Annotated in this window: 11 protein-coding genes; 8 read left to right on the top strand and 3 right to left on the bottom strand. The window is 65.6% G+C overall.

Annotated elements, in window-relative coordinates; translation table 11 throughout:
• Positions 1-45: 45 nt before the first annotated feature.
• From AC1RP5_RS15650 to AC1RP5_RS15640, 3 genes are read left to right on the top strand one after another with little or no spacing between them, the layout of a single operon-like run.
• Positions 46-3,243 (top strand): bifunctional cytochrome P450/NADPH--P450 reductase, encoded by a 3,198-nt coding sequence (locus AC1RP5_RS15650; protein ID WP_493111966.1) that lies wholly within the window; start codon positions 46-48, stop codon positions 3,241-3,243.
• A complete protein-coding gene (locus AC1RP5_RS15645; protein WP_493111964.1) occupies positions 3,228-4,499 on the top strand; it encodes a DUF445 domain-containing protein in 1,272 nt (423 codons plus the stop codon). The genes AC1RP5_RS15650 and AC1RP5_RS15645 overlap by 16 nt, the downstream gene beginning before the upstream one ends.
• A gap of 17 nt (positions 4,500-4,516) precedes the next feature.
• A complete protein-coding gene (locus tag AC1RP5_RS15640) occupies positions 4,517-4,942 on the top strand; it encodes a phasin family protein (protein WP_493111962.1) in 426 nt (141 codons plus the stop codon).
• A gap of 126 nt (positions 4,943-5,068) precedes the next feature.
• On the opposite strand, the gene AC1RP5_RS15635 is transcribed toward AC1RP5_RS15640, so the two are convergent.
• Both AC1RP5_RS15635 and AC1RP5_RS15630 read right to left on the bottom strand, forming a co-directional pair.
• Complete coding sequence (locus AC1RP5_RS15635; RefSeq protein ID WP_493111960.1) at positions 5,069-5,845, bottom strand: esterase/lipase family protein; 777 nt, start codon at positions 5,843-5,845, stop codon at positions 5,069-5,071.
• Between the two features lie 58 nt (positions 5,846-5,903).
• Positions 5,904-7,358, bottom strand: coding sequence for a WS/DGAT/MGAT family O-acyltransferase (locus AC1RP5_RS15630; protein ID WP_493111958.1), 1,455 nt, complete (start codon positions 7,356-7,358; stop codon positions 5,904-5,906).
• Positions 7,359-7,589: 231 nt separating this feature from the next.
• Between AC1RP5_RS15630 and AC1RP5_RS15625 the strand changes: the two genes are divergently transcribed.
• The 4 genes from AC1RP5_RS15625 to AC1RP5_RS15610 all read left to right on the top strand — a co-directional run bounded on the left by AC1RP5_RS15625 (position 7,590) and on the right by AC1RP5_RS15610 (position 10,950).
• On the top strand, positions 7,590-8,039 hold the full coding sequence (locus AC1RP5_RS15625; RefSeq protein ID WP_493111957.1) for a phasin family protein: 450 nt from the start codon (positions 7,590-7,592) through the stop codon (positions 8,037-8,039).
• A gap of 101 nt (positions 8,040-8,140) precedes the next feature.
• Positions 8,141-9,832 (top strand): long-chain-fatty-acid--CoA ligase, encoded by a 1,692-nt coding sequence (locus AC1RP5_RS15620; protein WP_493111955.1) that lies wholly within the window; start codon positions 8,141-8,143, stop codon positions 9,830-9,832.
• 68 nt (positions 9,833-9,900) lie between these two features.
• Positions 9,901-10,515, top strand: a complete 615-nt coding sequence (locus tag AC1RP5_RS15615) for a hypothetical protein (RefSeq protein ID WP_493111954.1) — start codon at positions 9,901-9,903, stop codon at positions 10,513-10,515.
• Between the two features lie 9 nt (positions 10,516-10,524).
• Positions 10,525-10,950, top strand: a complete 426-nt coding sequence (locus AC1RP5_RS15610; protein WP_493111952.1) for a hypothetical protein — start codon at positions 10,525-10,527, stop codon at positions 10,948-10,950.
• A gap of 21 nt (positions 10,951-10,971) precedes the next feature.
• Here the strand turns inward: AC1RP5_RS15610 and AC1RP5_RS15605 are convergent, their stop codons facing one another.
• Entirely contained in the window at positions 10,972-11,946 is a 975-nt protein-coding gene (locus tag AC1RP5_RS15605; RefSeq protein ID WP_493111950.1) for a Bug family tripartite tricarboxylate transporter substrate binding protein, read from the bottom strand.
• Positions 11,947-12,217: 271 nt separating this feature from the next.
• Here AC1RP5_RS15605 and cysS point away from each other — a divergent pair, with 271 nt between their 5' ends.
• Positions 12,218-13,549: a cysteine--tRNA ligase gene (gene cysS / locus AC1RP5_RS15600; protein ID WP_493111948.1), complete on the top strand. Its 1,332-nt coding sequence runs from the start codon at positions 12,218-12,220 to the stop codon at positions 13,547-13,549.
• Positions 13,550-13,557: the final 8 nt, after the last annotated feature.

Raw genomic sequence — 13,557 nt, 5'->3', positions numbered from 1 at the left:
GGTCCCTTGCTATAAGGACCTCAAGACTGGGAGGAACGACGCCTCATGGCGCGAAACAAACTGCACCCGATTCCCCATCCGCCGCGCACGCCGCTGCTCGGCAACATGCTGACCGTCGACGGCGGGGCGCCGGTCCAGGACCTGATGCGCATTTCCCGCGAGCAAGGGCCGATCTTCTGGCTGGACATGATGGGCACGCCCCTGGTCGTCGTGTCCGGCGCCGACCTGGTGGCCGAGCTGTGCGACGAGAAGCGGTTCGACAAGGCGGTCCGCGGCTCGCTGCGCCGGGTCCGCATGCTGGGCGGCGACGCGCTGTTCACCGCCGAGACGCAGGAGCCGAACTGGCAGAAGGCGCACAACATCCTGCTGCCGACCTTCGCGCACCGCATGATGCAGACCTATCACGAAGGCATGCTCGACATCGCCGACCAGCTCGTGACCAAGTGGGAGCGGCTGAACGCCGACGAGGAGATCGACGTGGTGCGGGACATGACCGCGCTCACCCTCGACACGATCGGCCTGTGCGGCTTCAACTACCGCTTCAACTCGTTCTACCGCAGCGACAACCACCCCTATGTCGAATCGCTGGTGCGCGCGCTCGAAGCGGTGATGAAGATGCGCGGCCTGCCGCTGGAGGACATCACCCAGCGCAAGACCCGCAGGAAGCTCGAGGAAGATGTTGGCTTCATGAACGGCATCGCCGACCGCATCATCAAGAAGCGCCGCGAGGTCCCGGCCGACGACGATGCCAAGCCCGACCTGCTGGGCTTCATGCTGAGCGGGCTCGACAAGCAGACCGGCGAGCGGCTCGACGACGTCAACATCCGCTACCAGATGAACACCTTCCTGATCGCCGGTCACGAGACCACGAGCGGAATGCTGTCCTTCGCCGTCTACTTCCTGCTGAACAATCCGCACGTGCTGCAGAAGGCCTACGAGGAGGTCGATCGTGTGCTGGGCCGCGACGTGAACGCCAAGCCCACCGCGCAACAGGTCAACCAGCTCGTCTATATCGGCCAGATCCTGAAGGAATCGCTGCGGCTATGGCCGACCGCACCGGCCTTCGGCCTCTACCCGTACCAGAACGAGACGATCGGCGGGAAATACAAGCTGCGCAAGCGCACCTTCGTCACCGTGCTGACCGCGATGCTCCATCGCGACAAGTCGGTCTGGGGACCGCAGGCGGAAGTCTTCAATCCGGACAACTTCGCGCCCGAGCGCGAGGCCAAGATGCCGAGTCATGCCTTCAAGCCGTTCGGCAACGGCCAGCGCGCTTGCATCGGCCGGCAGTTCGCCATGACCGAGGCGACGCTCGTGCTCGGCATGATCCTGCAGCGCTTCCGACTGGTCGATCACACGCGCTACCAGCTCAAGATCAAGGAATCGCTCACCATCAAGCCCGAGGGCTTGGTGATGCGGGTGCGGCTGCGTCCCGACATCGTGCGCGGCAGCGGCCGGCCGGTGGCCACTGCCAAGCCTGCGCCGAAGAAGGCAGCGCGGAAAGCCGCCGCAAGCCACGGCACCAAGCTCGCCGTGCTGTTCGGCTCGAACATGGGCACGGCCGAGGAACTCGCGCGTACGATCGCCGAGGATGCCGAGGCGGCTGGCTTCGCCACGACCCTGGCCGGCCTCGACGACATGGCGGGCCGCTTGCCGACCGAAGGCGCGGTGGCGATCGTCTGCGCGTCCTACAATGGCGGACCGCCGGACAATGCCGTGCAGTTCCTGGCCAGCCTGAAGGACGCCGCGCCGGGCGCGCTGGAAGGTGTGCGATATACCGTGTTCGGCTGCGGCAACCGCGACTGGGCCTCGACCTATCAGTCGATCCCGCGCCAGATCGACGAGCTGATGGCAGCCCGAGGCGCGGAGCGGCTGCACGCGCGCGGCGAGGGCGACGCCCGCGAAGACCTCGATGGCAACTTCCAGTCCTGGTACGAGCCGATGCTGCCGGCCGTGGCCGAGAAGCTCGGCGTAAAACTGGAAGCCGATAGCGGTGCTGCCCAGGAACCGCTCTACCAAGTCCAGCCGGTCGACAAGCTGCCGGTCAATCCGATCATCGGCGGCAGCGGCGCGCTGCCCATGCAGGTCCTCGCCAATCGCGAGCTGCAGAACCCCGAAGCCTCGGGCCGCAGCACCCGGCACATCGAGGTCCTGCTGCCGGACGGTGTGAGCTATCGCGCCGGCGATCATCTCAGCATCGTGCCCCAGAACGGCGCCGGGCTGATCGAGCGGGCGGTCCGCCGCTTTGGCTTCGCGCCGGGTGCCTATGTCGAACTGGCGGCGGCCGAGGGACGCCGCGCTTCGCTGCCGACCGGCGAGGCGATCTCGGTCCATCGCCTCCTGTCCGATTATCTCGAGCTGCAGCTTCCCGCGACGCGCAAGCAGATCCAGACGATGGCGCTGCACACGCGGTGTCCGTTCACGCGTCCCAAGCTCGAAGCGTTGCTGGAGGAGGAGCGCTTCCGGCCCGAGATCCTGGCCAAGCGCAAGTCGGTGCTCGACCTCCTGGAAGAGTTCCCGGCCTGCGAGCTGCCGTTCGCGGCGTTCCTCGAAATGATGCCGCTGATGACGCCGCGCTATTACTCGATCTCGTCCTCGCCGGCGGCCGACGGCGCGCGCTGCTCGGTGACGGTCGCGGTGGTCGAGGGACCGGCGCGGTCGGGTTCGGGCCTCTATCACGGCATCTGCTCCAACCATCTGGCGCGCCAGTCGGCCGGATCGACGGTGCAGGCCTTCGTGAAGGAGACGAAGGTGGGCTTCCGGCTGCCGGTCGATCCGGCGGCGCCGATCGTCATGATCGGGCCGGGCACGGGCCTCGCGCCGTTCCGCGGCTTCCTGCGCGAGCGGGCGGCACTCAAGGCGCAGAACCGCGCGCTGGGACCGGCGATGCTGTTCTTCGGCTGCCGCCATCCGGAGCAGGACTTCATCTACGCTGACGAACTCAAGGAACAGGCCGAAGCGGGCCTCGTTGACCTGCAGGTCGCCTTCTCGCGTCACGACGGAAAGAAAGCCTACGTGCAGGATCTGCTGAAAGCCCAGGCCGAAAAGGTGTCCGCTCTCATTGAACAGGGCGCGATCGTCTATATCTGTGGCGACGGCGGGCGAATGGAGCCGGACGTGAAGCGGACCTTGATCGAGATGCATCGCGAGAAGACGGGCACCAACGAGGCAGCGGGCGAGGCCTGGATGGCGAAGCTCGCGGCTGACAATCGCTACGTGCTGGACGTGTGGGCGAGCAGCTGACCCGCGACGCCGAACGCGCACGCTCGCTGCGACGGGTCAAGCTCGCGGCGACCCTGCTGCTGGTGGCGACCGCCGCGCTGTTCGTCGTGGCGCGCCATTATGAGCCGCTTCACTGGGCCTGGGGTTACGTCGCGGCCTTTGCCGCGGCGGCGACGGTCGGCGGGCTCGCAGACTGGTACGCCATCGTGGCGCTGTTCCGGCGGCCGCTCGGCCTGCCGATCCCGCACACCGCGATCGTGCCACGCAACCATCATCGCATCGCCGAGAATCTCGGCGAGTTCATCGAGACCAACTTCCTGGCACCCGAGCCGGTCGAGGCGCGTCTGCGTGAAGTCGATTTTGCCGCTCTCGTGGCCGATTGGCTGAGCGATCGCGAACGCAGCGCCGCGTTGGCAGGCTTCATGTTGCGGATGGTGCCGCAGGCCCTGTCGGCAATCGATCAGTCCGGCCTCAAGGGATTCCTCGGCCAGCGCGCGAAGGCCGAGCTGGAGCGGATCGAGCTGGCGCCGCTGTCGGCTGGTCTCTTGAGCGCGATCACCGAGAAGGGGCGTCATCAGCGCCTGTTGGACGAGCTGCTGGTGGCGCTGGAGAAGGTGCTGGCCAACGAGGAGACGCTGGCGGCAATGCGCGAGAAGATCCGCCAGGAGCTGCCGGCACTGTTCAATCTCTATCGCGCCGATGCCTATCTGCTGCGCAAGATCGTGGCCTCGACCACCGCCTTCATCAAGGATGCGCGCGCCGACAAGAGCCATCCTTTGCGACAGGAGTTCGACACTTTTGTTGCAGGCTTCATTGCCAATCTGCGCACCTCCAAGTCCTTCGCGCGCCGCGCCGAGAGCCTGAAGCGCGACCTGCTGGCGCGGCCGGAAATCGCGACCATGGCCGAGGGCGCCTGGGACAGCGTGCGATCCTTCCTCGAACAGGATTCACGCAACGGCGACAGCCAGGTCCGCCGGCAACTCGAAGCCATGCTGGTCGATGTCGGCAGCCAGCTCGCGCGCGATCCCGCGATCCGTGCGGAGATCAACCGCGGCATGGTGCGGGTGCTCGCAGATTTCGTGCAGAGTCAGAAGAGCGGCGTCGGGCGCTTCATCGCCGATCAGGTGAAATCGTGGGACATCGACGTGCTGATCGGCCGCATCGAGCTGACGGTCGGACGCGACCTGCAATATATCCGTTTCAATGGTGCAATGATCGGTGGTCTTGCCGGTTTGGCCTTGCACGCGCTGGAGCAGGGGTTGAAGCTGCACCTCTAAATTGACAGGAGGTTCGCATGGCCGATCCAGCACAGAACTTCACCGACATGTTCAAGAAATTCGGCGAGCAGCTCAAGGTCCCGTCTTTCGACATGACGAAGATCATGGAGCACCAGCAGAAGAACCTGGAGGCCATGACCAAGTCCTGGCAGGCGATGGCCGGCGGCGCGAACGAGATCGCGCAGAAGCAGCGGGAAATCTTCGAGGCCGCGATGAAGGACATGGCCGAGATGGCGCAGTCCTACAAGCCGGGCGGCAATCCGCAGGAAGTCATGGCCAAGCAGGCCGAGTTCGCGAAGAAGGCGATGGAAGCGGCGATCGCCAACACCAAGGACATCGCGGAGCTGGTCCAGAAGTCCAGCACCGAAGCCTTCAAGATCGTGCAGGAGCGGATGAAGGAATCCTACGAGGAGATCCGCGCCAGCGTCGAGAAGAAGTCGTAGTCACGACCTCACCCTGAGGAGCGCTCCGTAGGAGCGCGTCTCGAAGGGTGGGTACAAGCACCATGTCCGTTGCCCATCCTTCGAGACGCCGCGCTACGCGCGGCTCCTCAGGATGAGGAAATGGTTTTAACCCCGCCGCCAGTCCGGGAAGACGAGGCTCTTCCAGCCGGAGCGATCGAACTTCTTCCACTGGCCTTCCGGCTGGGCGAGACGGTCGGCGACCGCATAGACGGCCGCCGGATGATGGCCGAGCCCGCAGTGGCTGCCATAGACCTCGATGTTCTCGACCTGCTCGCTCTCTTCGTTGATGCAGGTCTGCCAGGCGCAGATCCCGTCGGTGCGGCTGAACACCGACGTGGTCGGAACCGGCGGCGGAGCGGCCAGCGCGCCCGCCATCTGGTGGTCGCTGTCCTCGACGCTCCGGCCCGAGGCGAATTCGTAGACGCGCCAGGCGTTGGTCGCCTTCGGACTGCCCGAGAAGGGGCTGCCGAGGCTGATCACCGAACGCACCTTGTCGGGAACCATCTTGGCGAGCTGGCGGGCATAGATGCCGCCCAGGCTCCAGCCGACCAGGCTGATCTTGCGCCGTCCGTGACGCTCGTAGAGTTCCTCGACCCGATCCAGCATGCCGGCTTCGATGCCGGGACGAAGGCCTAGATTGCGGCCCTGCTTCCAGCCATGCACGGCATAGCCATGGTCCTTGAGGAAGGAGCGCAGCGGCTGCGTCGAGAGATCGCCGGCCATCAGGCCAGGAAGAACGAGGACGGGATGACCATCGCCGCGCGGGGCGGCGGCGAGCCACGGCCGCAGCAACATGAAGGCACCAAGCTCCTGAAGGGCGCGCCCTTCGAGGAACAGCAGCGTCCGCGAGGGAGGACGCAGCGCTTCAGCGACAGCCGTCATTTTGGCTCCTTGTTGGTTGCCACAAGAGTTTCACATATCGGGAGCGTGCGGAAGGGTTTCAACCGGGCGCGACCGCTCGCTTCAGCTCGTCGGTCGCCTCGACGAGATAATCGCCGAGCCGTGCAACATCGGGAACCGCGCGCCGGTCGGCGGTCAGGCCGAAGTTGAGCGCATCCATGTAGCTCTGCACGGTGATGTTGAGCGCGGCCCCGTGGGCGGGGATGGAAACCGGATGCAGCGCCGTCACCTTGGCGCCGGCGCAGTAGAGCGCCATCGGCGGGCCGGGCACGTTGGAGATGGTGACGTTCATCGGCATCGGCAGCTTGTCGGCGAGCCCGCTGCGTCCGTACACCAGCATCATGAGCTGCAACAGGATGGGGGCGCCCACGAAGGCGAAATCCTGTGGTGCGGCATCGCGGAACGTGCCCGCGATCTGCTTGGACTCGGTCGACGACTTCACGATGGCGCGCAGCCGCTCCGCCGGATCGGCCACTTCGGTGGCGAGCTGGCAGAGCATGCCGGAGACCTGGTTGTTCTGCCGCGTGTCGCCGGGTTCGCGCAGGCTGATCGGCACGCCGGCGATCAAAGGCTTGTCGGGAAGCTGGCCCTTCTCCTGCAGGTAACGGCGCAGCGCGCCGCTGCACACCGCCATCACCACGTCGTTCAGCTTGGCGCCGCTCGCCTTGGCGATGGCCTTGGTGTCGCTGAGCGAGATCGTGCGCGCGGCGTAGCTGCGCTCGCGCGTGATCGTGGCGTTGAACGGCGTCTTGGGCGCATTGAGCGTCGGAAGCTGGCTGACGAGGCTCTGCAGCGTGCTCAATGCCTTCGGCATTTCGCCGGGCTTGCCGAGGAAGGCGTTGGTCATCGAGTTCATGATGTCGGGCGCCGCCTGCCACATCTTCAGCTGCTGGCGCATCATGTTGCCCATGATGTCGGAGATGCCCTTCAGCGGATCGACCGCCGTCGGCGAACTGGGCGCGCTGGTCGTCGCGGCGGCCTTGGGCGGCGGCGGCGGCACGTCGCGCGGCGTGGCGCTCACATCGTAGAGCGCCTTGTTGATCGCCATGCCGGCGCCGCCGTCGATCGCGGCGTGGTGCACCTTTGAATAGAGAACGCCCTGGCCATTCTGGAGACCGGTGATGACGTAGAACTGCCAGAGCGGCCGGCTGCGATCGAGAGTGTTGGCGTGCAGCCGCGAGATCACCTCTTCAAGTTGCTCCTCGGTGCCGGGCGAGGGCAGGGCCGTCTCGCGCAGGTGGTAGTCGAGGTCGATCGTGGCCTCGTCGACCCAGCCGGGATGGTCGAGATCGTAGAGCGAGGGGGCTAGGCGCTTGGAGAAGATCGGGATCGTGTGCAGCCGGCTTTCGAAGAACTTCCGGAAGTGCTGGTAGAAGCTGCCTTCGAAGCCGGGCGGCAGTTCGAAATAGGTGAGCCCCGCCACGTGCATGGGGGTCTCGGGCGTCTCCAGATACAGAAACGATGCGTCGATTCCGGAAAGCTGCTGCAGGTCCATTGGCGTCCTCCCACGGTCCGCCTGTTGTTCGTCGTTGGACAATTTGTCCTCCGGCAGGGTCCCGGAAGGCAAGAGGCGTCTACCGTGGGGCAATCATAAGTAATTGAAATATATGAATAATCTATTTTGTTCGCCGCAACGCACAAATTTATGTTGCATCGCACAATGGCGATCCCATATACGCCCCATCGCCATTCGAGACCACACCAACCAATTGCAGGACCCTACGCCATGACCACCAACACCGCCGCCATCGACACCGTGATCGAGCACGCCAACGAGACCACCAAGGCTGCCAACGAGCGCGTCCGCGAGTTCGCCCAGATCGGCGTCCGCAAGGCCACTGAAGGCTTCGAGAAGATCAGCAAGGCCGCGCAGACCGCGTCGGAAGAGCTGAACACCCAGCTGACGCAGGCCCGTGACGGCAGCACCAAGGCCGGCCTGAAGCTCCTCGACGTCGCCAAGGAAGACGCCGACGCCGGCTTCGCCGCGATGCGCGACTTCCTGTCGGCCAAGTCGCCGCTCGAGGCGTTCGACGTCTCGGCCAAGTACTGGCGCGGCCGTCTCGAGACCCGCATCGCCCAGGCGCAGGACCTCGGCGCGTTCGTCCGCAAGTCGGCCGACGACGTCGTTCGCCCCGTCCAAGAGCGCATCGAGAAGTTCACCAAGACTGCGGCCTAAGACGCTCGCATCTTCTGGAGAGAAGGCCCGTCCGCAAGGACGGGCCTTTTTTCGTGAGCCGACGCTATAGTCGGGTCCAATACCGTTCTGGGAGGAACGACATGGACCGCTTCTGGCTCAAGAGCTATCCGCCGGGCGTGCCGACGGACATCGACCCGTCGGCCTATCCCAGCGTCGTCTCACTGTTCGAGGAAAGCTTTTCCAAGCATCGCGACAAGAAGGCCTATGTCTGCATGGACAAGGCTCTCACCTTCGGCGAGATCGACTCCCTGTCCACGGCGCTGGCTGCGTGGCTGCAAGGCAAGGGGCTGAAGCGCGGCGCACGCGTCGCGATCATGATGCCGAACGTGCTGCAGTATCCGGTGGCCGTCGCCGCCGTGCTGCGGGCGGGCTTCATCGCCGTCAACGTCAATCCGCTCTACACCGCGCGCGAGCTCGAGCATCAACTGACGGACTCCGGCGCCGAGGCCATCATCATCCTCGAGAATTTCGCGACGACGCTTCAACAAGTCATCGCGCATACCGGCATCAAGCATGTTGTGGTCGCGTCGATGGGCGACCTGCTGGGGTTCCCCAAGGACCTGATCGTCAACTTCGTCGTCCGCACGATGCGCAAGATGGTGCCGGCCTGGTCGTTGCCGGGGCATGTGAAGTTCAACGATGTCGTCAGTGCTGGCCGCGTGATGACCCTGGCCAAGCCGCAGCTCGGTCCCGATGACGTCGCGGTGCTGCAGTACACCGGCGGTACGACCGGCGTGTCGAAGGGCGCGACGCTGCTCCATCGCACGCTGGTCGCCAACCTGCTGGCGTCGGAAGCGTGGATGCAACCGGGGCTGAAGCGCAGGAAGATCAGAGGCCAGCTCACCATCGTGTGCGCCCTGCCGCTCTATCACGTGTTCGCCTTCGTGACCTGTGGCCTGCTCGGTATGCGCACCGGTGCGCTCAACGTGCTGATCCCCAATCCGCGCGATCTCGCGGGCACCATCAAGGACCTGGCGAAGTACAAACTGAACATTTTTCCGGCGGTGAACACGCTGTTCAACGGGCTGGCCAACAACGCGGAGTTCGCCAAGCTCGATTTCTCCGAGCTGGTCATCTCGAACGGTGGCGGTACGGCGGTGCAGGAGGCGGTGGCGAAGAAATGGCTCGCCGTCACCGGCTGCCCGGTCTGCGAAGGCTACGGTCTCAGCGAGACCTCGGCCGGCGTCACCTGCAATCCGACCGACTCGGAGGCCTATACCGGCACGATCGGCCTGCCGTTGCCCAACGTCGAAATCCGCATCCTGGACGATGCCGGCAAGGACGTGGCGCTGGGAGAGCGGGGCGAGATCGCGATCCGCGGCCCGCAGGTCATGCGGGACTACTGGCAGCAGCCGGAGGAGACCGCGAAGGTCATGACGCCCGACGGCTTCTTCAAGTCGGGCGACATCGGCATCATGGACGAGCGCGGCTACATCAAGATCGTGGATCGCAAGAAGGACATGATCCTGGTCTCGGGTTTCAACGTCTATCCCAACGAGGTCGAGGAGGTCGTCGCGGCCCATCCGGGCGTGCTGGAATGCGCGGTGGTCGGCGTTCCGGATGCGAACTCGGGCGAGGCGGTGATGCTGTTCGTGGTGAAGAAGGACCCCGCCCTCACCAAGGAGGCGCTGGCGGCCTACTGTCACGAGGAGCTGACCGGCTACAAGCGGCCGAAGTACATCGAGTTCCGGGCCGACCTGCCCAAGACCAATGTCGGCAAGATCCTGCGCCGTGAACTCAGGGACGGGGTGGTCAACAAGAAGGCGGCATAGATCGCGCAGGGAACCTGCAGTACCCGGGGCACGTTCCGAGGCCAGGAAATTCCCTGGAGGATCCCCTCATGAACGTCCCGAAGTTCTTGGCCGTCGCAGCCCTCGGCGTGTCGGCCGCCGCCTGCAGCAGCACCACCTACGAAACCCGCACGGCCAGCGCACCCTATGCGGTGAGCAGCTCCGAGCAGGCCTGTATCGACTACGGTTTCCGGGTCGGCACGGACAACTACAATCGCTGCGTTTCCCGCGAGGCCGCCGCCCGCGCCCAGGGCCGGGTTCCGGTCGGCTACACCGCCGCCAGCCTCGATTCCGATGCCCGCAACGCCTGCTATTCCTACGGTCTGACGCCCGGCAGCTCGATGTACGACCGCTGCGTCGGTCGTGAACTCGACGCCCGCCGCTACCGCGACCAGGCCTATGTGACCACGGTTCCGGGCCCTGTCCCCGCGCCCGGCTATTCGACGACCACCTATTACACGACCCCGCCGGCCGCCCCGACCTATTACGGACCGGCGACGACGGTTTCGACCACCACCTACAGCACCCCGGCGCCGGCCTACCAGCCGACCCCGCCGGCCGGCGTTGAGGCCTTCCGTGACGAGTATGGTTTCCGCTATGATGGCCAGGGAAATCGGCTCGACCGCAGCGGCAACATCATCAGCCCGCAGTCGACGACACGATGAGGGGGTTTGATGGCTGCGAGACGTATTCTGGCTGCGGCGCTTGGCGTTACGATGCTCGCGGCCTGCGATCCGCTGCCCCAGCCCCTCTACGGTGAAACGACGCCGCCGCCGTCCTATCGGGTCCAGCCGGGCGGTATCCGCGTCGACAACGAAGGCCATCAGCTCGATGCGGAAGGCTACCGGATCGACAAGAGTGGCCAGCGCGTAGGCATCATCGACGTGCCGGCCAAGACCGCGGGCGACAATTCCAACGCTGTCGCGGGCTATTACATCAGCACGACGGGTGCCAACGCGCCGGGTCGCGTGGCTTCCTCCAGCGAAGGCACGACGACCGGCCCCAACAGCATGAACCTGCCGACGCCGTCGCAAATGCCGCAGCAGGCCCCGATCACCCCGGCGCCGGGCAATGTGCCGCCGCCGGCTGGGTATCGCTGAGCCTCCGGGCGAGGCCTCGCCCTATTCGATCTTGATGCCGGCGTCGCGAATGACCGGCGCCCACTTCGCGATCTCGTCGCGGATGAACTTCGCCGTGAGCTCGGGCGTCGTGTCGGTCGTCGGCACCGCCGCGATGTCTTCCAGGAATTTGATGGTGGCCGGATCCTTCATCATCCGGCGCGACGCCTGGTCGAGCACCTCGACCACCGGCTGCGGCACGTTGGCCGGTCCCAGGATCAGGTTGAACGTATAGGCCTCGTAGCCCTTCACGCCGGCCTCGATCATCGTCGGAACGTCCGGGGCGATCGGCGCGCGCTTGGAGTAGGCATAGGCGAGGATGCGGACCTTGCCGGCCTTGTGGAGCGGCAGTGTCGTGCTGAAGGTCTCGAACATCCAGGCGGTCTGGCCGCCCATCATGTCCTGCAGCGCCGGCATCGATCCCTTGTAGGGGATGTGCTCGACGTCCATGCCGCCGACCTCGCGCTTAAAATACTCGCCGGCGAGATTGATGATCGAGCCGGCGCCCGAGGAACCGTAGGAATACTTGCCCGGGTTCTTCTTCATCAGCTCGACCAGGCCCATCACCGTGTCGGGCATGTCCATGCGAGCGACCAGCACCAGCGGATTGACGCAGATCGAGGAGATCGGCGTGAAATCCTTCACCGCATCGTAGGCCGGCTTGGCGAAGGCGGTCGGGTTGATGGCGTGCGTGGAGGAGGGCGCGCAGAGCAGCGTGTAGCCGTCGGGCTTGGCGTTCTTCACGTCGACCGCGCCGATCGAGCCGGCGGCGCCGGCCTTGTTGTCGACGATGACCTGCTGGCCGAGGATCGCCGTCAGCTTCTCGGCGGCCATGCGGCCGATGATGTCGGTCGGGCCGGCCGGCGCGAACGGAATGACGAAGCGGATCGGCTTGTCGGGAAATTTGGCCTGGGCGCGGGCGAGGCTCGGCGCGGCGAAGGCGGCGGCACCCGCGACGATCAGTTGGCGGCGCTTCATTTTATTTCCTCCCGTTGAACTTTTCTGGAGCGGGAGACTAGCGGAGCCGGCCTGACCCGCCAACGACCCGCAGCCACAAGTCGCGGCCAGGGTCCGGCAGGCCTGGAAAGCCTTGTCACGGGGTCCGAATTGCGCGGCAAGAACCCATCGTATAGATTGCCCCCATGTCGCAGTTCTTTCTTCCCGGCGCGCGCACCGCGCGATGTATCGAGGCCTGAGGCCCAGCGGGCCCTGTTAGCCTTCGTTCGTATTTGAGTCGGGAGAAGGGGCGATGTCCCTCGTCGTTTACAACACGCTGTCGCGCGAGAAAGAGCCGTTCGCGCCCATCGATCCGTCGCATGTCCGCCTCTATGTCTGCGGCCCGACGGTCTATGACTACGTCCATATCGGCAATGCGCGGCCGGTCGTCGTGTTCGACGTGCTGTACCGCCTGCTGAAGCGCCGCCATCCGAAGGTCACCTATGTCCGCAACATCACGGACATCGACGACAAGATCATGGTGCGCGCCGCCGAGAACAAGGAGTCGATCGACGCGCTGACGGCGCGCACGGCCGCCGCCTATCAGAGCGACATGGGCCGCCTCGGCGCGCTGTCGCCCGACGTCGAGCCGCGCGCCACGAAATATGTCGGCGAGATGATCGCGCTGATCGAGCGACTGGTCGCCCGCGGCCATGCCTACGCTGCCGAGGGACACGTGCTGTTCGACGTGCCCAGCATGGAAGACTATGGCCGCCTGTCGCGCCGCTCGCACGACGAGCTGATCGCCGGCGCGCGGGTCGAGGTGGCGCCCTACAAGAAGGATCCCGCCGACTTCGTGCTGTGGAAGCCTTCGACCGATGCGCAGGCGGGATGGCCGAGCCCGTGGGGCCGCGGCCGTCCGGGCTGGCACATCGAGTGCTCGGCCATGAGCGGCGCGCTGCTCGGCGAGACCTTCGACATCCATGCCGGCGGGCTCGACCTCATCTTCCCGCACCACGAGAACGAGATCGCGCAGAGCCGCAGCGCCTTCGGTCACGCCATCATGGCGAAGTACTGGATGCACAACGGCTTCCTGAACATCTCCGGCGAGAAGATGAGCAAGTCGCTCGGCAACTTCTTCACCGTGCACGAGCTGCTCGACCAGTATCCCGGCGAGGTGATCCGCCTGCTGCTGCTCACGGCGCAGTACCGCCAGCCGCTGGACTTCACGCATGAGGGGCTGGCCCAGGCCAAGGGCACGCTCGACCGCTGGTACGGGCTGATGCGCGGCAAGGCGCTGGAGGAGAAGGCTATCCCGGCCTCGGTCGAGGACGCCCTGTCCGACGATCTCAACACGCCGCTCGCCATCAGCGCGCTGCACCAGTTGCGCGATCCCTCGGAGCTGAAGGCCGGCGCGTCGGCGCTCGGCCTGCTGCAGCAGGATCCCGAGGCATGGTTCCGCTGGACGCCGGCCGCAGCGGCCGACGGCCCGTCGGACGCCGAGATCGAAGCCGCGATCGCCGCCCGTCAGGCCGCGCGCAAGGCCAAGGACTTCAAGGAGTCCGACCGCATTCGCGACGACCTCAAAGCCAAGGGCGTGATCCTCGAGGACGGGCCGAAGGGCACGACTTGGAAGCGGGGCTAGCGCATTCT

Source organism: Reyranella sp. GW821-FHT12G01 (genome assembly GCF_058806575.1).
Note: the sequence above shows the minus strand (reverse complement) of the source record. Positions and strands in the feature narration are given on the sequence as shown.